This window comes from Actinotignum sanguinis, assembly GCF_030230305.1.
Classification (GTDB): domain Bacteria; phylum Actinomycetota; class Actinomycetes; order Actinomycetales; family Actinomycetaceae; genus Actinotignum; species Actinotignum sanguinis.
This window is the reverse complement of record NZ_JASPCQ010000022.1, coordinates 1-19,124: the sequence shown is the minus strand read 5'-3', so window position 1 is coordinate 19,124 and position 19,124 is coordinate 1. Positions and strand designations below refer to the sequence as shown.

At 57.6% G+C, this 19,124-nt stretch carries 16 protein-coding genes, 1 tRNA gene and 1 pseudogene; 5 read left to right on the top strand and 13 right to left on the bottom strand.

What is annotated here, in order from left to right; genetic code table 11:
- Nucleotides 1-277: pseudogene (locus tag QP828_RS08380) on the top strand (ExeM/NucH family extracellular endonuclease); the annotation flags it as partial.
- 135 nt (nt 278-412) lie between these two features.
- Here QP828_RS08380 and QP828_RS08375 read toward each other — a convergent pair.
- The 6 genes from QP828_RS08375 to QP828_RS08350 all read right to left on the bottom strand — a co-directional run bounded on the left by QP828_RS08375 (nt 413) and on the right by QP828_RS08350 (nt 7,100).
- Entirely contained in the window at nt 413-976 is a 564-nt protein-coding gene (locus tag QP828_RS08375) for a MerR family transcriptional regulator (RefSeq protein WP_206435353.1), read from the bottom strand.
- A gap of 363 nt (nt 977-1,339) precedes the next feature.
- On the bottom strand, nt 1,340-2,347 hold the full coding sequence (gene add, locus QP828_RS08370) for an adenosine deaminase (RefSeq protein WP_126134460.1): 1,008 nt from the start codon (nt 2,345-2,347) through the stop codon (nt 1,340-1,342).
- A gap of 43 nt (nt 2,348-2,390) precedes the next feature.
- Nucleotides 2,391-4,157, bottom strand: a complete 1,767-nt coding sequence (locus QP828_RS08365) for an adenine deaminase C-terminal domain-containing protein (protein ID WP_274734154.1) — start codon at nt 4,155-4,157, stop codon at nt 2,391-2,393.
- A gap of 54 nt (nt 4,158-4,211) precedes the next feature.
- Nucleotides 4,212-5,630, bottom strand: a complete 1,419-nt coding sequence (locus tag QP828_RS08360; protein ID WP_274734156.1) for a purine-cytosine permease family protein — start codon at nt 5,628-5,630, stop codon at nt 4,212-4,214.
- A gap of 215 nt (nt 5,631-5,845) precedes the next feature.
- The gene (gene ftsR, locus QP828_RS08355; protein ID WP_274734157.1) at nt 5,846-6,658 is read right to left on the bottom strand and encodes a transcriptional regulator FtsR; all 813 of its coding nucleotides are present in this window, start codon (nt 6,656-6,658) and stop codon (nt 5,846-5,848) included.
- The gene (locus tag QP828_RS08350; protein ID WP_126134457.1) at nt 6,651-7,100 is read right to left on the bottom strand and encodes an FHA domain-containing protein; all 450 of its coding nucleotides are present in this window, start codon (nt 7,098-7,100) and stop codon (nt 6,651-6,653) included. Before QP828_RS08350 ends, ftsR begins: the two co-directional genes overlap by 8 nt.
- Nucleotides 7,101-7,407: 307 nt before the next feature.
- On the opposite strand from QP828_RS08350, the gene QP828_RS08345 reads away from it, so the two are divergent.
- The 3 genes from QP828_RS08345 (at nt 7,408) to QP828_RS08335 (ending at nt 8,842) form a co-directional block, all read left to right on the top strand.
- Nucleotides 7,408-7,481 (top strand) — tRNA-Pro (locus tag QP828_RS08345).
- Nucleotides 7,482-7,894: 413 nt separating this feature from the next.
- Nucleotides 7,895-8,146 (top strand): hypothetical protein, encoded by a 252-nt coding sequence (locus tag QP828_RS08340; protein ID WP_016442796.1) that lies wholly within the window; start codon nt 7,895-7,897, stop codon nt 8,144-8,146.
- A 6-nt stretch (nt 8,147-8,152) separates the two neighbouring features.
- Nucleotides 8,153-8,842, top strand: a complete 690-nt coding sequence (locus QP828_RS08335) for a DUF981 family protein (RefSeq protein ID WP_026429366.1) — start codon at nt 8,153-8,155, stop codon at nt 8,840-8,842.
- A 486-nt stretch (nt 8,843-9,328) separates the two neighbouring features.
- On the opposite strand, the gene QP828_RS08330 is transcribed toward QP828_RS08335, so the two are convergent.
- The 7 genes from QP828_RS08330 to QP828_RS08300 all read right to left on the bottom strand — a co-directional run bounded on the left by QP828_RS08330 (nt 9,329) and on the right by QP828_RS08300 (nt 15,937).
- On the bottom strand, nt 9,329-9,676 hold the full coding sequence (locus QP828_RS08330) for a hypothetical protein (RefSeq protein ID WP_274734160.1): 348 nt from the start codon (nt 9,674-9,676) through the stop codon (nt 9,329-9,331).
- Nucleotides 9,677-9,691: 15 nt separating this feature from the next.
- The gene (locus tag QP828_RS08325; protein WP_274734162.1) at nt 9,692-9,892 is read right to left on the bottom strand and encodes a polymorphic toxin type 50 domain-containing protein; all 201 of its coding nucleotides are present in this window, start codon (nt 9,890-9,892) and stop codon (nt 9,692-9,694) included.
- Between the two features lie 468 nt (nt 9,893-10,360).
- Nucleotides 10,361-11,269: a ribokinase gene (gene rbsK, locus QP828_RS08320; protein WP_284891544.1), complete on the bottom strand. Its 909-nt coding sequence runs from the start codon at nt 11,267-11,269 to the stop codon at nt 10,361-10,363.
- Nucleotides 11,269-12,366 carry an aldose 1-epimerase family protein gene (locus tag QP828_RS08315; protein ID WP_274734165.1) on the bottom strand — a complete coding sequence of 366 codons (1,098 nt, stop codon included), beginning with the start codon at nt 12,364-12,366 and terminating at the stop codon, nt 11,269-11,271. The genes rbsK and QP828_RS08315 overlap by 1 nt, the downstream gene beginning before the upstream one ends.
- Before the next feature lie 59 nt (nt 12,367-12,425).
- Nucleotides 12,426-13,832 (bottom strand): L-fucose:H+ symporter permease, encoded by a 1,407-nt coding sequence (gene fucP, locus QP828_RS08310; protein ID WP_274734166.1) that lies wholly within the window; start codon nt 13,830-13,832, stop codon nt 12,426-12,428.
- Between the two features lie 116 nt (nt 13,833-13,948).
- Nucleotides 13,949-14,632, bottom strand: a complete 684-nt coding sequence (deoC, locus tag QP828_RS08305) for a deoxyribose-phosphate aldolase (protein WP_274734200.1) — start codon at nt 14,630-14,632, stop codon at nt 13,949-13,951.
- 330 nt (nt 14,633-14,962) lie between these two features.
- Nucleotides 14,963-15,937 (bottom strand): sugar-binding transcriptional regulator, encoded by a 975-nt coding sequence (locus QP828_RS08300; RefSeq protein ID WP_274734167.1) that lies wholly within the window; start codon nt 15,935-15,937, stop codon nt 14,963-14,965.
- A 204-nt stretch (nt 15,938-16,141) separates the two neighbouring features.
- Here QP828_RS08300 and ppc point away from each other — a divergent pair, with 204 nt between their 5' ends.
- Nucleotides 16,142-18,955: a phosphoenolpyruvate carboxylase gene (ppc, locus tag QP828_RS08295; RefSeq protein ID WP_284891540.1), complete on the top strand. Its 2,814-nt coding sequence runs from the start codon at nt 16,142-16,144 to the stop codon at nt 18,953-18,955.
- Nucleotides 18,956-19,124 lie beyond the last annotated feature (169 nt).

The following is a 19,124-nucleotide window of genomic DNA, read 5'->3' as shown; positions in this document are numbered from 1 at the left end:
CCGCGGCAACACCTTCTATGTCCAGAACTCGCTCGTGGGCGGGAATGCCGAGCAGGTATTCTCCTACGGCCGCGCCGATGACCGGGTTTTCGCCGGTGATTTCGACGGGGATGGGAAGGATACTTTCGCGGTGCGCCGCGGCAACACCTTCCACATCACCAACCACCTCACCGGAGGAGATGCTGAAGCGACTCTTGCCTACGGGCGCCACGCTGACGCGGTCTTCCTCGGAGACTGGGATGGTAACGGAACGGATACCCCGGCTGTGCGCCGCTAAAGTAGCGCTGGCAGGGTACTTATAGCCCACTAAAGATCCCGGTTACCTCACTCACTGCTCAGGCAGGAGAGGTAACCGGGATTTCTTTGAGTGTATGAAGTTTTATAGGGATTCGCGAGAAGAATAGAGTTGCCGCTACGCACCGCGGCGGCGCTTCGCGGCCCGCCGCTGCGCCAGTTCATCCACTACGTCTTCTTCAGCACGTTCGGTAGGAAGCTCGGAAAGCGAACCCTGGATTTCACGCCAGACACGACCAACTGCGATGCCGAAAACGGCCTGGCCGCCCTTGACCAGATCAATGACTTCATCATCGGACGTGCATTCGTAGACCGAAGCGCCGTCGGACATGAGGGTGATGCCGGCCAGGTCTTCCACGCCACGATCCTTGAGCTGCGCAATTGCAACTCGAATCTGCTGGAGCGACACCCCGGTATCTAACAGGCGCTTGACCACCTTCAGGACCAAAATGTCCTTAAAAGAGTAGAGACGCTGGCTACCGGAACCCGAAGCGTTCTGCACGGTAGGCGAAACAAGACCGGTGCGATCCCAGTAATCGAGTTGGCGGTAGGTGATACCTGCAGCCTTGCAGGCGATCGGACCGCGGTAGCCGGTTTCGGCGTCAAGCTCGGGAAGAGGATCGCCGAAGAGCATCGGTTGGGTACGCCGATACGTCGCGTCCTTGGCAGTCGCGTCGCTCATAGTCTCTCCGTTTCGCAGCGTGGATTCTGGCCGGTTGCCAGTGTTAGCTACCACGATATAGCAGGCCGCGCGGCAGGTCAGCGCCCGGCGCGGCGTGTCTAAAGCTCAACTTGAGCTTTAGGGTCTGTTGCCATGGCATTGCGCCCCGCAGCACTCCCCTAGCCTACCGCATTCATCCGTGAGAATGGCCAGTTTCCGCCACTTAAAGCCCGCGGCGCCGGCACGCTCCCACACGAGAAGCGGCCGGCGCCGCCGTTCCCATCACGATGTGATAAACGATACATGCGATGTTATTGTGAAAATTGAGGCAATTGAGACTAGTGCGCGCGAGGTGCCGCGCACCGGCCGCAGCGCTTAATTCACCTAGCCCTTATAGGCAGCAATCTCCGCCGCGATGCGTTCCTTGAGCGAGGCCGGCGCCCAGGAAATATCCACCGCATTGCGCGCGAAACGCTTGAGGGTCTCCTCATCGACCCCGGCTTCATCCACAACGCGCTGGTAGTTTTCCGCAATGTAGCCACCGAAGTAGGCCGGGTCATCCGAATTGACAGTGACCTTGACTCCGCGTTTATCCAGCTCGGTGAGCAGCCCCACCTTGGAACCGTCGGATACCCAGGTATTGGAGATCGGGCAGGAGGTCAGCCCGATCCCATGCTCAGCCATGTAATCGACCAACTCGGGCTTTTCCAGCACATTGGTGCCGTGATCCACGCGATCTACCCGCACATCCTCGAGGACCTGGCGAATATGCTCGGCCGAATCGGCAATATCGACGTCGCAGTGCATCGTCAGCTGATAGCCCAGCTCACGGGCCTTGGCAAAAACGGCTGCGAACTTGGCGGGCGGGTTGCCGGTTTCGTCCGAATCAAGCCCCACGCCGATAATCCAAGGGCGGTAAGGCAGGGATTCCAGCAGGGTCGCCATGGCGTATTCAGCCTGGAAATCCCGCAGGAAACACATAATCAGAGCGCTGTCCACCCCCAGCTGTTCGCGCGCCTCAATCTGGGCGCGCCGCAGCCCGGAGATGACGGTATGGAATTCCACGCCCCGCGAGGTATGTGCCTGCGGGTCGAAGAACATTTCCACGTAGCGGACGTTCTGGCGCGCTACCTTGCGGAAATACTCCATCGCGAGGTCGTAGAAATCCTCCGCGGTGAGCAGCACGCTCATGCCTTCGTAATACGCGTCCAGGAAAGAGGCGAGGTCATCGAATTGGTAGGAGGCCCGCACCTCCTCCTCACTGGCGTAAGGCAGCTCCACGCCATTGCGCGCGGCGAGCTTGAATTTGAGATCGGGTTCCAAGGTACCTTCAATATGCAGATGCAGCTCAACTTTGGGCAAGCCCTGCACGAAGGGCGAAATCGCGGTCATATTTTTCCTTTCTGCGCGGTCACGTTCGCGGGTACGCGCTACGTTACCGCGCTGCAATAACGGGGTCGACGACGTCAAATTTGACGCAGTCAATGAGGCCAAGATCGGTGATCGCCCAATCGGGAATCGCAGTGATCGACAGGAAGATGAGCTGGCCAAAGGGCGAGTCGAGATCCGCCCCCAGCACTTCTCGGGCAGCCCGGTCCATATTGGCTTCGGCGGCCGCCATATCTTCGGCAACCAGGTCGGCAACAATGCCGCCTACCGGGAGGGGCAGCGAGGCGACGACCTCGCCATCGCATACCGCAACCTGTCCCCCGCCCAGGCGGGCCACTTCGTTGATCGCCAGCGCGATATCCTCCGGGTTCACACCCGCGCATACCACGTTGTTATCATCGGGGGCCGCCGAGGTGGCAATCGCTCCCCGCTTGAGACCGAAGCCTTGAATGAAAGCAACGGGTAGATTCGTGGTTTTACCGTAGCGTTCAGCTACGCATACATAAATGGCATCCTGTGCGGTATCGGGTTGTACCTTGCCGTCCACAACCTTGAGTTCCACTTCGGCGCCGGGCCGCTTGAAAGCAACGTCCTTGGAGAGCACGATGGTGCGCACCCGCGCGGAAGTAGCAGAATCAGTAACCGGAACAGCAATGCGATCAGCGCTGACCGGGGCGAGCTTGAAAGTATCAAGGACCGCGGCGGTGCGCTGCGGGGCATGCGGGGCCTGCACTGCGGCACCGTTCTGCGCAACGATCCGCCCACCCTTGAGGACGGTGCGGGGCCGGAAATCATCGAGGGAATCAACAAAGAGAATATCGGCGAAACGCCCCGGAGCAATGGCGCCGATGCGGTCATCAAGTTGGAACATCCGCGCGGTATTGATGGTGGCCATCTGGATCGCGGTGACGGGATCGATCCCTTTCTCAATGGCGAGGCGCACCACGTAGTCAAGGTGACCGCGGCCCAGAATATCGGTGGCGGTCACATCATCGGTGCAGAAACCAACCCGGTGAGCCGGGGCACCCATCTCGGTGATGAGCTTAATGTTTTCCGCGAGCATCGGGGCGGCGGTGGATTCCCGGATAAGGATATTGATGCCGTTACGCATCTTCTCCAGCTCTTCTTCCGGGGAATACGATTCGTGACACAGCGTCACGCCCGAGGCTGCGTATCCGGCTACTCGGCGGGCATCCACAAGCGGTGCGCAGCCGAAGGCGTGCAGGCGATTTTCCTCGGCCAAGTCCATCGCGGTGAGAACCTCTTCATCACCGTATTCCACCATTTCCTGCACGGTTTCCCACAGCCCCACGCATTCGGGCATACGCTGAACTTTCCGGTGGTCTTCCACCGCGAAGCGATGCCCCACGGTGGATTCGGGCACCGTGTAGGGAGCTTTGGCAGGCGCGCCCCACCACACCCGCATGGAGGATTCTTCAGCTTCGGCCAGGAACTCCTTCACGCCTTCCAGGCCGGCGGATACCAGAATCTGGTCCAGACCGGAAATAACGGAGGTTGTTCCGTAGCGGGATACCAGATCCGCGAACATAGTTACGGAAAGTTTGGAGCATTCGATGTGCTGATGCCCGTCGATGAGCCCGGGGGTCAGGTAGGCGCCGTCGGCATCAATAATGGTGGTATTCGGGCCGCGCTGCGCGTCTACGTTCCCCACCGCTGCCACGCGCCCGTAGGCGATGGCGACGGAGGCCGGATAAGTTTCCCCGGTCAGAACGTTAACAAGAATTCCGTTGTCAATAATGGTGTCGGCGTGGGCGCGTCCGTAGGCGACGTCAAGAAGCTGACGATGAGGCATGAGTTTCTCCTAAAAATGATGACGATGTTTGGGCGGGGAATGATGGTGCGGCCATTAGGCAGCGGTAATAAAGGCGCGGCGGGCAGCGCGTTCGCGTTCGCGCACCGGGCGCAGCGCCAGGTAAATCACAGCGGAGGCGATCACTCCGGCGGGAATCGAAAGATCTGGTGCCGCGGCGGGCACATCCACGAGGAGCCGGGTGAGCGGGCCCACCAGGTATCCGGAGTTCGTGAAAAGTGCGGAGCAGAGCATGCCGCCCAGCAGCGCGGCCATTCCGGACCAACGCACTCCGCCTCTCCCCCAGTACGGGCCGTGCGATTCAATGGCGAGGCCGGAAAGGTGGTAGGTACCGTGCCGGGCCACCCAGTCGAGCAGGTATACGGTCACCCAGGGGGCCAGCCAAATGCTCAGCGACGCGGCGAAAGCATTGAGGAGGCTATAGAAGGCTTCCTGCTGGATCGCGAAAACACAGATAGCCACGCAAATGAGACTATCGATGCACACGATAACCATGCGCGGAACGTGAATACCTGCAGTCTGCAGATTCAGGCCGGAAGAATAGAGGTTGGTGCCGTTTTGGAGCAGCAAACCCACCATAACGAGAACCAGGAAAGGCACCGCGAAAGCCGGGCTGAGGATTGCCGGGACAGCCAGAGGATTAGAAAGCTCCACCTCGGCGGGAACCGCCACGGTTGCCATCGCGGCCCCGAGGGTCTGGAGCAGCACGTAGGGAATAAACCCGCCCAGCGCCGCCCAGGTTCCCACCGCGAGCGGCGAAGAATCAGCGGGTAGGTAGCGGGAGAAATTCGCTCCGCTCGGCGCCCACGAAAGCCCACCCGAAACAATAACGAGCGAGGTTGCAGAAATCAGGGTGAAAAGTGAATCGGTACCCGCCGAGCCACCCGGAGCGGCCTGCGGAATAATCAGTGCCGCTAACACAATAAAAGCCACCGTGAAAATCATGGTTGCATATTTTTGTGCTGCCATGAGAATCCGGTGGCCAAGAAGAGGAAGAAGAAGCTGAATACCCGCGAGAAGAACGACGACGGCGATCTGCCCGCCGCCCTCCAGCGCAATACCCGCGCGAGCGAGAAGGGCTTCACAGGCGTAGTAGACGAGAATGAGTCCCCCGGCTTCGAAGCCGATGAGCATCAGCCAGGACAGAACTCCATTAATACGAGCACCGCGAGTACCGAGCGATGCTCGCGAAATGGTCATCGTGGTGGTGCCGGTTAGCGGCCCTTGAATGGAGGTCAGCGCGAGAAGCGGATATGCGATAACGTTGCCGATCACAATAACGGCGAGCGCTTGCGTGAATGAAAGTCCATAGAGTAGCACCAGCATGGCGCCGTAGGACACGGTAAAAATATTAGTGGTTGTGCCCGCCCACAGGAAGAAAAGATCGCGGGGGCGACCGTACCTTTCGTGGGGCGAAACAAGGTCGATACCTTGGGTTTCCACAGAACCTGACATTAATTGTCTCCTGCTAGTTGAGGTGCCCAGCATGACCTGGGTTCGGTTCAATCGATATGAAGTTGTACTGCCACACTACTCCTGAGTGGGCGGTGCTGTCTGCCTGACGTGACTCACTTTTGCGCAAAAAGGCTGCTTACCGGGGTGTGGGCTGGCCTGAGTGCAGTGAGCGGAGGTCAAAAACGCGCTCCTTGAGTACCGCGGCGGAACGTAATTTAGCGCAGTTCCACTTCGATATTTTCTGTGAGAAGAGCGCCGTAAAGCCGCGCGACAGTGGTACCGTCCTCGGCGGCTTGGTTGAGAGCGCGTTCGGAGGCGACGGGTGTTTTCTTTGCGAGTTCTGTGGCCAGCTGGGTGGTAATCATCACTGCCTGGGCGTGCGCGGAATTCTTGACGCTGCGAATCTGACGCAGATCGTAGCCGGCTTCCAGGAGCATCACGCAGTAGCGCACAATATCCGCTGATTGTGCGGAAAGGCGCCCCCGCGCATCGGTAGCAAGGATGCCGGCGGTTACGAGTTCCTCAATAGTACCCAGAGCCGCTCCGGTCATATCTGCTAGTTCGGCTTGGGTAATACGTTCGCCCGGTTTTGGGCGGCGCACTTCCGGTGCGGCGACGGCGCGCATTCCCCCGGGGCGCCCCGGGGCCTCAATGATTCCCTCATCGAGCTGCCGCAGCTCCTCCCGGATTTGATCGAGAGGTAGAAAGCGGTCGCGTTGTTCCCTCAGGATGAAGCGCAAACGCTCGGTATCCGAGGTAGAAAAGAGCCGCTGATTAGTGGCGGTGCGATAGGGAGAAATGAGATCAATGGATTCGTAGTGCCGGATTTTCGAGACCGAGAGCATGGGGAATTCATCGGTGAGGGCACGGCGAACCTCCCCAATGCGCAGAGTTGGTTCGTGGCTGAGATCATGGGGCCAGGTGCTCGGACTACCATCTGCCCGCACACGGTGGGTTGCGGAAGTGGACGGGTAGGAAGAATCGGGCGTGGCCGTAGAAGCGCGAGAAATCACCGGTGTATCACGCACCGGCTCGCGAAGCGTAGAAAGTTAACCGGAATTTTCCGATTTGGATCTCATCACCGGTGCGGAGCGCGGCATCATCCACCCGTTCCCGATTGACGTAGGTGCCGTTGAGAGAACCGGAATCCCGCACATGGAAAGTATCACCACGGCGGAAGAACTGAACGTGCTTACGGGAAACGGTGACATCGTCAAGGAAAATATCGGCACGCGGGGAACGCCCTGCATTTGTTACTTCCCCATCAAGAAGGAATCGAGCCCCGGAATTAGGGCCGGAGAGTGCAATGAGGAGCGCGGAGCCGGCGGGGAGGGCATCAATAGCTGTGCATTCTTGCGGGCTGAGATGCCGTTCAGCCACCGGTTGATCAGGCTGCGCACCAATAGCGGTGAAGCGAGAAGTTTCCGTAGGTGCGGGTGCGGCCGACCTCGGGTCAAATTGTTCAGCCATATGACTTCTCCTTCACTGCCCTGGAATGCTCCCCCGGGCGCGTCTTTATCGGTAACAATCCTATAACGATTCGGGGTGATAACTCTAGTGAGGCCATCCGCCCTTGAGGCGATTCGGAGGCATCGCTCCGCAGTGATTGCGCGGAACTGAGCGCATCGCAGCTCCGCGCAAAGAGCGGGCTACGTCACCTTCTGGGATTTGTATTTTTCTGTGCTCATGAGGTAATCTCATGTGGTCCACGTGGCGATAACCCGATGTAGAAATCAGGTTATCGAAACGGGGATAGCGCTAAGTTTTCTTATCGCTTCGGGCTATGGCGCAGTTTGGTAGCGCACTTGACTGGGGGTCAAGGGGTCGTGGGTTCAAATCCCGCTAGCCCGACAAAAAGCCCGGTATCAAGCCAAAAACGATACCGGGCTTCTTTGTGTGAAGAGCAACTGCATGTTGAAACGTATGTTGAAACCGGTAAAGCACCATTGCAACAGCCTAAAGGGCACCTGGTGCCTACAGGAGACTTGGTGTTGGTTTCACCTCGACTTTCCGCACCGTACCACCACAAATCAGGACCCTGACTCGGCTTAAATGTAAGTGCCGAATCCGAAATGAAACAGGCATATACCGCACGGATGCCGGAGTCTGTCCGGGTGGTGAGACACGCGGCGTCGTCGCTCTCAAAACAAAATCTCGCACAAAATGGCGAGTTTTCAGCGATTTCCGTCACACGGGACTATTGTCCGAAGAAATGCTCTACGCCAGCTGATAAAAGTCTGAGTAAATTAAGTTATGCTTGACACATGGAAAATCATCAAGATTTCAGTGGTATCCCCACTGACCTAGAGGAGCACAAGGTTGCCAGGTGGGCGTCGCTCCTCGCTAAAGCCACCTGGGTTGTCCTCGCGCTTGGACTCGTTATCGGGCTGGTCTTCTGGGCCACGGCAAGCGGAAGTACCGGGCAGGATCTTGGCGTCCTGAGCTGGTGCATCACTTTTGCTGCTTCCATCGCCTTGATGTCCATCCGCCAATTCCTGCTGTCGGAAAGGAGGTAACGGGCCATGCTCATGCAAGGTATTACCTATAACACCACTATGGCGCTCGTTGCCGGTGCGATTATGGTGCTCGTGGTTCTGTTCGCCCGCGTGGCTGCGAACCCGAATCATCGCACCCTCGCCGGGTGGGGTTGGACTTTCGTCGCTACTGGTGCCTTCCTGGGGATCACCGGTATTCACATGACCCTGACCTGGCCGCTGGCCCAGATCGACGGCGCTTTCTGCTGCTCCGTTGATAACATCACTTTCGGCGAGCCGGCCGCCTTCTACGGAATTCTGACCTTCATCGCCGGTATTGCGATTCTGCGCGCTGAAAAGCTTGCGGACAAGGGTGTACGTCCCTTAGATCTGGTGGCCACGCTGCGTCCGCTTCTCTACGTGGCGGCTATTGGTGGCTTCGGGCTGGTTCTTTTCGGTATCGCGGGTATGCACTTCGGTATGTGGCGTCCGCCGGAAATTGAGCCGGTTGCGCGCCTCATGGCCGGATCGCTCATCGAGCCGCTGCTGGTTATGTTCCTGTACGTGGGTACCGGGGTTTCGGCGATCCTCTCCCCCTTCGTTCCGGATAGTAAGTGGGTGGCACGTATTGCCGCCATCCTGACCTGGGGCGTGGGTATGCTGTGGATCTTCCTGTCCTTTACGGTGTTCTACAGCCACGTGGGCTTCTTCCCGCAACCGGACGGTTCCTATATCTAAATAATCCCATCGTCACGCGGTAGTTTTTCACTGCTACCGCCAAGATAATCCGCGGGGTTCGGTACTGCTCGTCACGAGTATCCGGGCCCCGCGGATGTATATGTGATTGCTATTTCCAGACGTACTTAGGATTACGGGCGTGTCTTATCCTTCCTGCGGGGCGCGGATAGTGGGGCACGCTTTTGCGGAAAGTTCTGAGGCGGTGATTGCCGACAGCTAGAACGGGTACGGAAGTCTGGCTCGAATACGTGCACAGGAATGTCACGGTCATGCGCGGGATCAAGCACACCGTAGCCCTCCGAACCATAAACAACAAGAGCAGATGGTTGTTTTACCTCACAGATTTGCCGGATTTCTTCTTTGACGACTGTGCGATTTTGGCGGTCCTTAACGCAGCCATCCTTCGCTGACCATATAAGTTCCTCCTAAAATAGTTTCTTGCTGTCAGGTCATACCGGCAGTGTGATTCATGCAGCGGTATTACTGCTATGGCAATGGTGGATAGACGACGGTGTTAGTCGTGATGTCGATAATCTTCGCCGGAAAGTCCCGATAGTCGATGGATAAGTACTGGTTGTACCGGCGCGGACCGTCATGGATAATTTCACGGACCTCAAATACCAAAACATGAAACTCGTCGTAACGGGGATCGTCCATTTCGATGTCTAGTTCACCGGCGTTATCGCTTTCGAAGGCGGTGAAGTACACCGCGCGGTAACATTCACCATTGGAAAAGACGATCTCGTAAACGGCATCAGAATGCTCGTTGTCATAATCCCACACCAGCCCAAATTGACGGTCTTCTTCAGGATGGTAGATTCTCTTCATTCCCATTATTTCTTCCTTGGATCAGCCGGAACTATGGGCTCCGCTTTTTGAATAGTGAATGGTGGCCCAAGTTGTAGGCAAGTCGGGTTCTGTGGATCGTCGACGATATAAACCGATTATGAATCCACAATTCACGCGTTCTTTATGGGAATCTTTTCCACGCCGCGAGCCTGTTCCGGCGTGCCGTAGAACAAGTCGCTGAATCGTGAGAATATCTACCATGACAGGCGATCATGATTTATCGTATTCCGGTTGGCCGGGCATGTGCTTAGCCTGCCTGCCGAAATGAACTTCAGTGGTGAAACCGTAAACTTCGGGAAACTTGAGCTTGTGATAGGGAATGAGCTTGCTTCGCGGCTTACCCATTCACACCCCCGATACAAAATCAGTACAACTTTTCGGAAAAAGGTGTAGGTTTATGGAATGGTTTTGTAAATAGTATTCATAGCCAGCTTCTAGCTGGTCTATATGCCGCTCCTGGCGTCGTTATTATGATACATTTGCGGTTATACTTTTGACTAGCACACCGGGGTATAGTGCGTAATGTCACATGCTATTATACGGTGTACGCCTTTATTTCAATGGCACACTAACACAGCAGCGGCCAGGAGGCTCCCGAAAGAGCCCCTGGCCGCGATCTTCCCCGCGCTGGGAAGTAACCGAGTGCGGATCCGTATCCCCTACCGCCGTTTAGCTGTGCAGGAGAGCGAATTCCTCCTTGCTTGCGTAGGAGGTTTGGGTGCCGCGTTTCGTTACCGAATCAACAGCGTACCGATTGGCCATCCGCAGGGAATACTCAATATCGCCGGTAGCTACCACATAATGCGAGAAACAGCCGATAAATGCATCGCCCGCACCGGTGGTATCCACCGCCTCCACCGGCGTTGCCGGCAGCAGCATATCCACGCCCTCGGCCACCCAGAGCACTCCCCTACCGCCGAGCGTCACAATAACGTTGCGCATCCCCGCCTCCAGCAAGGTGTGCGCGGCGTTGCGAACATCCGGGATTGTTTCTACCGGCATCCCGGTGAGCAGCGATAGCTCACTTTCATTAGGCGTGAAATAGGTGCAGGCTCGCACCCGGGACAGCAGCAAATCCGGTTGCGCCGGTGCCGGGTTCAGCAGCACGTCGATTCCGTGTTTCACCCCAAAATCAATAGCGTAATAGACCGTTTCCAACGGAATCTCCAATTGCAAGACGATAAGTTTGCATTTGGAAATCTCCGTTGCCGCGGCGTCAATATCCGCCGGAGTGAGCAAAGAATTAGCGCCCTGCACGATAATGATGGAATTTTGCGAATCCGGATTGACGAAAATAGGAGCCACCCCAGATGTTGCTGCGGTACGCAGCACATAGGTGGTATCAATCCCGTTGCGCTCGAAATTCGCAACCGTGTTATCAGCAAAAAGGTCATTTCCTACCCGGGTGACCATGCGTACGGCAGAACCGAGGCGTGCGGCCGCTACCGCTTGATTGGCTCCCTTCCCACCGCAGCCGAGGGCAAAATCGGGTGCTTCCACGGTTTCGCCATCGCGGGGCATGCGGTTGATATAGGAAATAAGATCGACCATATTTGAGCCGATTACTGCGATATCCATTAGTGTGCCTCTTCTGCTGTGTCGTTCTTAGCGGTGCGCGAATCAGAAATAGCCTTACCGCATTCCCCCGTTTCCAGACCGGTATGGACCCGGAAACTGCGTGTGCCGCCTGGCTCCACCCAGATGAGAGTGCCGGCCTCCTTTGCGGCCAGGAAACCTTCGGGCCGGCTGGTCCCCGGAAGAACAAAAGCAGCCACCTGCTGGTCTAAAGTCCAGAGAATCCACCGGGTCGCCACGGGGAACTGCGCCGTCGAAAATTCCGTAAAGAAAGCGTGCCCCTCCGGGGACGCGAGCTCAAAACGTGCGCTCGTTCCGTAACGGGGCAGATCATCCGCAAAATACACGATTTCGGGATTGAAGTTTTCCGCGCCTTCCAAGGAATCTGCATCGATCTCACCGGCGATGATCCGCTGATTCAACTCGGTCCACTCCGGTGTGGGCGTCACGTGCGCCGGAATAGAGCGGCGTAACTGGAAACTGCCCGCGGGAAGCGATTGGCTCATCACGCCGCCGGGCACGAAGGCGTAATTCATATGGCACATGTACTGGAGTGGCATGGGTTGGCAAGGCGAAAGGTTCTCCACATCCATGCCGATAGTGAAAGCTGTGGCCCCAGCTCCCAGCGAAACCGTGGGTGTCGCCCGGTAGTGGTCGCCAAATCCGCGTGCATATTCATAGGTGGATGCTAGCCGAATTGCGCCGTCGTTCCCGGAACCATCGATCTCCACCCAAGCCCGGTCCATAGCGGCGCAAGAAAACTCCCCGTGCAGGACGTGGCTATCGTCGGGGCTGGGGCATCCGGCTGCGAGTAAGCCAGAATGGAAAGCGAAACAGCCGTAGGTGTCCGAGATTTCGCGAGCTGGGCGCGGCTGAGTGAACATATTTTTCATGCGCAACGAGATACCGTCGAATTGGGCGTCCCAGATGATTCCACCCATAAAGGGCAGTACCTCAATATATCCACGCGAATTATGCACCGTGAGCGCAGCCACCCCCGATGGATAGCGATGTGCAAGCACCCTAAATTCTGAAGATTCGGCAAGGCACCGCGGTGCCTCGGTGAACTGATCCTCACGCAGATTAATAGTGAACGTCATAATGATCTCCTTTGTTCATAACAGTGACGTTTCGAAACAACACGACGAGCGGGAGGGCTCTAGGCGGCGATCCCGGCGCGGTCCTTACGGTAAATAGAGAAGAAGTAGATGAGCACTGCCACGAAGCAGCACAGCGAGACAATAAATGAGGTCTGCATCGACCCCGTCTTATCGGAAACAAGCCCCTGAATAACAGGGATCACCGCACCGCCGATAATAGACATAACAATCACGGCCCCGCCGGTTTCTGTATGGCGCTTATCCTCAATTGCGTCGAGGGTACGCGAATAAATGGTGGCCCAGCACGGTCCGAATAGTCCCGAGGTTACGATGGCGGCGTAGACAGCCGTCATATTCGGCACCAGCACCACGTAACTGAGGGCAGCCACCCCAGCCAGCGAATACAGTACGAGAACGAGATTTTCATTCAACTTCGTCATGAGGATATTTGCAATGAATTTCCCGGTGAAGAAAGCCGCGAAGGCCCACACCATGTAATTACTGGCGGTGCGCTCATTAATCGAGGTATCAAGCGTGAGTGCGAGGCGAATCGTGAAAGACCACACCGCCGTCTGCATACCCACGTAGAGGAATTGGGTGAGGATTCCGGTGCCGAAGCGCTTATTGTGGACAAGATAGCGCAGTGTTTCACCGATAGATGCCCGGGACTGGTGGTGCGCGGCGTTGAGCGGTTTACACGAGGGCAGCTGCGTGAGCGCCACCAGAATAAGTACGACGGCGAGCACCAGAATAATGAACCTATAGGGCTGCAAAGTGCGTTGGAGCATCTCCTGCGCAAATTGGGTTTTCTCCAGGCCGCTGAGATCATCGAGTTGCTTGTGGAGCGCCTCCCCTTCGGTGAAAATAAGATATTTGCCGAGCAGAATTCCGAAAATGGAACCAAGCGGGTAGAAGGTTTGAGAAATATTCAGGCGCAGGGTGGCACTACGCCGCGGCCCGATCATCGTGGAATAGGTATTGCACGAGGTTTCCAGGAAAGAAAGCCCGGTAGCGATAGCGAAGAGCGCTGCCAGGAACACCGAGTAGGTTGCCATATGGGAGGCCGGGAAGAACATCGTGCAGCCGATGATATAGCAGCTCAGGCCCACCAAGATTCCGGTTTTATACGACCATTTCCGGATCACCCGCGAAGCGGGAATAGCCAGCAGGAAATACCCGCCATAGAAGGCTGATTGCACGAAAGCGGAAGCGAAATCCGAGAGTTCGAAAATTGATTTGAATTGGGTGATGAGAACGTCGTTGAGTGAGGCAGCTGCTCCCCAGAGCGGGAAACAAATGGAAATGAGAATGTACTGAATAAGCGGGGTGCGATTTAGATACCCGTCATGCAGCTGGAGGGAAGGATCTTTAATAAGACCGAAGCTAGTATTGGCAACTCCGGATTCTTCTTGGGGCGGTGTTATGACCGGCGGTGTTGGGGCGTCATTGCCCGCTTGTCCTGACATGAATATTCCTTACTTTTGTCAATATTCACCCGCGGGTGGTGGGCAGCGGCGCCTGTGCCACCCCACCTCCCGGACGGAGAATATTCGTTTGTTTTTACTGGTACTTGTTCTGGTGCTTAGTGTGTTGAGTGCTGTAATTCCGCGAGGATCTGGACTCCCGCGGAAGCTCCGATACGATTGGCTCCGGCTTCCACCATGGCGCGGAAATCAGCGGCGCTGCGGATTCCGCCGGCCGCTTTCACGCCCATGTGCTCCCCCACTGTTGCGCGCATGAGGGCGACGGCATGTTCCGTAGCCCCGCCGGAAGAAAATCCTGTTGAGGTTTTCACGAAATCGGCGCCGGCACGCTGAGCCGCCTGGCAGGCACGTACGATCTCGTCGTCACTCAACAGGCAGATCTCAATAATGATTTTAACCAGGGCGCTTGGGTGCGCCGCACCTACGACGGCGGCGATATCAGCTTCCACATCTTCCCAGCGCCCATCACGTGCGGCACCCAGGTCGATGACCATATCGACTTCGGTAGCTCCGTGCGCGATAGCGTCGCGAGTCTCGAAAGCTTTCGTTGCCGAGGTACTGGCACCCAAGGGGAAGCCAATAACGGTGCAGACCTTGACACCGCTACCCGCAAGCAGCGCCGCGCAAGTTTCCACCCACACCGGGTTAACGCATACCGATGCTGTTCTCAGGTTGCGGGCCTGGGCGCACAATTCTTCAATCTCGCTGCGGCGGGCATCGGCTCGCAAAAGAGTGTGGTCGATGAGCTGTGCGGGACGTGAATAATGATCGAGAGCGGGCATCATGACTCCTTTGTATGTTTCCCACCGTGATTCACGCTGATAGCGGGAAACTCCGCAACTGTAGCTTCCCCTAGCAGCCTCACGCTACTGATATAACACCGTTCCCGGTGTTCACGAGTGAATCTAGACGAGAGAGCCACTGCGTGCCACGCGCTGCCCCGCGCCCGTTCCGTCTACAAAATCGCACCACCTCGCGGAAAAACCACCGCTGCGCCGGTGCGAGGCGGGCATATTGCCACCGATGTTCGCGAACGGAACATTTGTTCCGCGGCCGCGTATCCTTAGCCGCTCGGATTCCCGGGAGCACGGTCACGGTTCAGACCGTGCGCCTCAGGCCATCATCGTCAAATCGCGCGCGGTTCCCACATCGGTGACCAAGCGCGAGACATATCCATTGGCCAGGGCCGCGTAAATAGCCTGGAGTTTATCCGGTCCCCCGGCAACCAGGATCTTTTGTTCTTTCTCACGCAGCTCCGGAAGGCTAATCCCGGTGGCCCGGTTATTGAGATCCGGGAGGCATACCCGGCCCTGTGCGGTAATGAAGTGGGTGCAGATATCACCAACAGACGCGGTGAGCAGGCGCGTCATATCGGCATCTTCCAGGCGAAAACCCGCAAGATAAGCCAGATTTGAGCGGGCATCGCCCACGGTATAGAGAACCACTCGGGTGCTGGCCCGCTGGGTCCGTGTAGCTCGTAAACGCGCCTTGACATCCGGATCTTCACGCTGCTGGGCAGTGAGAAAGGCCGGGAGCTGGAAATACACGGCCTGCCCACCGCAGGAAGCAGCGATGCGTTCCATCACCATCGTTTCATCAATAGTGCGAACACATGCCCCAATACAGCACGTCAGTTGAATAATGGCAACGCCTTTGCGAGCAATACGGGGCATATGCCGGGAGACCGCTTCGGTGGTGCGGGACAGGCAGATGCCGATAGCGTCGCCGTCGCGAATCTGTTCGCTGAGCACCTGCGCGCCCACGCGCCCGAGGGCCTCGCGCACATCTTCCGGCGCGGAACTGGGCGGACTGACCAGGCGCACATCCAGTAAATTGAACCGTTCACTCAAACGCGCGCAGAGGAAGGCATCATCTTCACGCGGATCATTAACGGTAATTCGCACAAAACCGCGCTTGCGTGCGTGACTGAGCAGCTTGGAAATCGTGGAGCGAGCCAGGTGCATACGTTGGGCTACCTCATCCTGACTGAGCCCGGAGTAATACAGCTTTGCGGCGTCGAGCGCATCAATATCCCGCGCAGAAAGACCAGAATCCACAAGCACCACCTCGCCTCGGTACCGCACCATAGCTCACCACCGCTAGTGTAAGCGAGGCCGCCCGCGCACGTAACAACGCGGGTGCTGCGGCGTCGTTCCACCCGGGACCTGTGATTACACCCGGACGCGGCCTTAGCGTTAGGATGGAAAGCGGTATTGGCGGGGCACGCGCCACAGCTGTGCATCGGCCGATACCGTGACGGTGAGATCCCCAAGGAGAGGCGAGTAGATCTAGTGAGCCACGACCAAGATATTCAGCTCCACGACTCCGTTGACCGCACCACGGCCCGCTCCCCCGAAGATTTTGACGCCCCGCTGCGTGCGGTTGTGCGGCGCCTGAGCACGATGCTCGGCCAGGAAATCGCCCAGCAGCACGGGGAAGAAACCCTTGATCTTATTGAGAAAGTACGCGCGGCTGCACGTGACCTCGATTCGGAAACGGCGGCCTCGGAAGTGCAGCGTTCTCTGGATGATATGTCCACGGATACCGCCATTATTCTCACCCGCGCTTTCGCGGAATATTTCCTGCTGGCCAACGCCGCGGAGCAAACTTTCCGCATTAAGGTGATCGGTGATAAAGAACCGGCCGAATCGTGGGTGCCGCGCGCCATTTCGCGTATTTATGACGCGGTCGGGCTGGAAGGCTTGCAAAAAACTGTAGATTCGCTCGATATTCGCCTTGTTTTCACCGCTCACCCCACCGAAGCGCAGCGGCGCGCCGTGCTCACGAAGCTACGCCGCGTTTCGGAAATTGTGGAAACGGAAACGGAAGAAGGCAGCGAAGAACGCGCCCGCCAGGATCGCGAACTCGCCTCGGTGATGGAGAGCATCTGGCTCACGGACGAACTGCGCCGCGTGCAGCCCACTCCCCTGGACGAAGCCCGCAATGTTATGTGGTACCTGCGCAGCCTCTACACGGATACTCTTCCCGATGTCATCACGGCTTTCCGTGACGAATTGGAACGTTACGGCGCCCACCTTCCCGAAGATGCGGTCCCGATCCGTTTCGGATCCTGGATCGGCGGGGACCGGGACGGCAACCCGTACGTAACGGCGGACGTTACCGCGGATGTGCTGCGGTTGCAGTCCAGCACCGCCATCGATATTGCGGTGTGGTTCGTTAACCGCGCGATGCTCAGCTTGTCAATTTCCTCGCGTCTTTCGGGCGACGACGCCGCACTGCTAGCTTCCCTGGAAGAGGACTTCCGCTTCCCGGACCTTGTGGATGAGGATTCACGGGCGCTTTACGCCGAAGAACCCTACCGGCTCAAGCTCGGCGCGATTCGCTCCAAACTCAATAATACGAAGGAGCGCATCACTACCGAGGCAGAGCACATTCCCGGCCATGATTACGCCACCGGATCGGAAATTCAGGCAGAATTCCAGCTGCTGCGCGATGCGCTGCGCCGCCACGGAGCCGAACGGGTGGCCGATGGCCTACTGGCTACCGCCCAGCAGATTATTCACGGGATGGGCCTGGGGCTAGTTATTTTGGATGTCCGCGAACATTCCGAGAAGCATTTTGAACTGCTCAACGAATTATTCAATCGCTTTGGTGGGCTGGATACGGATTACGCATCATTGAGCCGGGAAGAACGCACGGCGCTCCTGGGGCGGGAACTGGCCTCGGCTCGTCCGCTGGCACCGGCTCTTATTAACACCGATGATTCGCCGCTCACCGAGAGTTCACAAAAGACGTTCGAGGCGTTCCGGGCGATTCGCCAGGCCCACAAGATTTACGGGACCGATGCCATTACCACCTACCTGGTCTCTATGACCCACGGTCCCGATGATATCCTCTCCGTGGCGCTGCTGGCCCGCGAAGCTGGGATTATCGATCTGGAAAGCGCGGAGAAGCGCGCAGATCTGGGACTTGCTCCGCTATTGGAAGAAGTGCCGGAACTACGCCGGGCCGGGGAGATCCTCGATACCCTGCTTTCCGATCCTTCCTATCGGGAAATTGTGCGCTTGCGGGGTAACCGGCAGGAAGTAATGCTGGGCTATTCCGATTCCAATAAGGATGCGGGTGTGGTGACCTCCCAGTGGGAAATCCACCAGGCGCAGCGCCAGTTGCGCGACGTCGCCGCACGCCACGGCGTGACCCTGCGGCTCTTCCACGGCCGCGGTGGTTCCGTGGGGCGCGGGGGCGGGCCCACCTATGACGCGATTTTGTCTCAACCCTACGGCGTTCTGGACGGGGAAATTAAGTTCACCGAACAGGGCGAGGTTATTTCCGATAAGTACACGCTGCCGGCTCTGGCCCGGGAGAACCTCTCTCTCACCCTGGCCGCCGTTATGGAAGCCTCCGCGCTGCACCGAGAACCGCGTAATAGCAATGTGTCCCTGAGCCGCTATGACGAAGTCATGGACTTCCTCAGCGGGGCTGCCTACCAGCGCTATCGGGTTCTTGCTGATGACCCGGATCTGCCCGAATACTTCGTTACCTCCACTCCGGTGGAATTGCTGGGTGATCTCAATATTGGATCGCGCCCTTCCAAGCGCACCACCTCAGAAAAGGGCTTGGATGGACTGCGGGCTATTCCCTGGGTTTTCGGGTGGACCCAATCCCGCCAGATCGTCCCGGGTTGGTTCGGTGCTGGTTCCGGACTCCGCGCTGCCCGGGAAGCCGGGTATGGTGAGGACCTGAAGAAGATGGTGCGCGGCTGGCAGTTCTTCCGCACCACGATGTCCAATATCGAAATGACCCTTGCGAAAACTGATATGGATATTGCCGGGCATTACGTACGCACGTTGGTGCCCGAGCGTCTCCACCATATCTACGCGGAGATTCGCGAAGAATACGAGCTGACAGTGCGCGAGCTCGAGGCGCTGCTGGCCGAAGATGACCTGCTCGATACCCAACCGGTTTTGCAGCGCACCTTGCGCATCCGCGATCAGTATCTCAAGCCGATCCATTACCTCCAGGTTGCCCTGCTGGCGCGGGTACGGGCCGATGCGGCTTCCGGTAAGGAACAGTCAGCCGATGAGCAGCGCGCTCTCCTCACAACCATTAACGGTATTTCGGCCGGAATGAAGAATACCGGATAAGCGTTATGAGAACCGTATGAAGCGTGCGGCGAACTCACCGCGCGAGATGAGGCTCAGTACCGGCAAAGGCGCCGGTGCTGAGCCTCATTTTTAGGCCTATAGGACACTTGGTGTTGGTTTTATCCGGACTTTTCGGCTTGCTAGCAGGCTCGAATCGGGTTCGAACTCG

What these genes read in the sequence shown, in the direction of transcription:
- QP828_RS08375 (WP_206435353.1), bottom strand. Translation starts at nt 976, where the DNA reads ATGAGCGACGCGACTGCCAAGGACGCGACGTATCGGCGTACCCAACCG.
- add (WP_126134460.1), bottom strand. Translation starts at nt 2,347, where the DNA reads ATGACCGCGATTTCGCCCTTCGTGCAGGGCTTGCCCAAAGTTGAGCTG.
- QP828_RS08365 (WP_274734154.1), bottom strand. Translation starts at nt 4,157, where the DNA reads ATGCCTCATCGTCAGCTTCTTGACGTCGCCTACGGACGCGCCCACGCC.
- QP828_RS08360 (WP_274734156.1), bottom strand. Translation starts at nt 5,630, where the DNA reads ATGTCAGGTTCTGTGGAAACCCAAGGTATCGACCTTGTTTCGCCCCAC.
- QP828_RS08350 (WP_126134457.1), bottom strand. Translation starts at nt 7,100, where the DNA reads ATGGCTGAACAATTTGACCCGAGGTCGGCCGCACCCGCACCTACGGAA.
- QP828_RS08340 (WP_016442796.1), top strand. Translation starts at nt 7,895, where the DNA reads ATGGAAAATCATCAAGATTTCAGTGGTATCCCCACTGACCTAGAGGAG.
- QP828_RS08335 (WP_026429366.1), top strand. Translation starts at nt 8,153, where the DNA reads ATGCTCATGCAAGGTATTACCTATAACACCACTATGGCGCTCGTTGCC.
- QP828_RS08330 (WP_274734160.1), bottom strand. Translation starts at nt 9,676, where the DNA reads ATGGGAATGAAGAGAATCTACCATCCTGAAGAAGACCGTCAATTTGGG.
- QP828_RS08325 (WP_274734162.1), bottom strand. Translation starts at nt 9,892, where the DNA reads ATGGTAGATATTCTCACGATTCAGCGACTTGTTCTACGGCACGCCGGA.
- rbsK (WP_284891544.1), bottom strand. Translation starts at nt 11,269, where the DNA reads ATGGATATCGCAGTAATCGGCTCAAATATGGTCGATCTTATTTCCTAT.
- QP828_RS08315 (WP_274734165.1), bottom strand. Translation starts at nt 12,366, where the DNA reads ATGACGTTCACTATTAATCTGCGTGAGGATCAGTTCACCGAGGCACCG.
- fucP (WP_274734166.1), bottom strand. Translation starts at nt 13,832, where the DNA reads ATGTCAGGACAAGCGGGCAATGACGCCCCAACACCGCCGGTCATAACA.
- deoC (WP_274734200.1), bottom strand. Translation starts at nt 14,632, where the DNA reads ATGCCCGCTCTCGATCATTATTCACGTCCCGCACAGCTCATCGACCAC.
- QP828_RS08300 (WP_274734167.1), bottom strand. Translation starts at nt 15,937, where the DNA reads ATGGTGCGGTACCGAGGCGAGGTGGTGCTTGTGGATTCTGGTCTTTCT.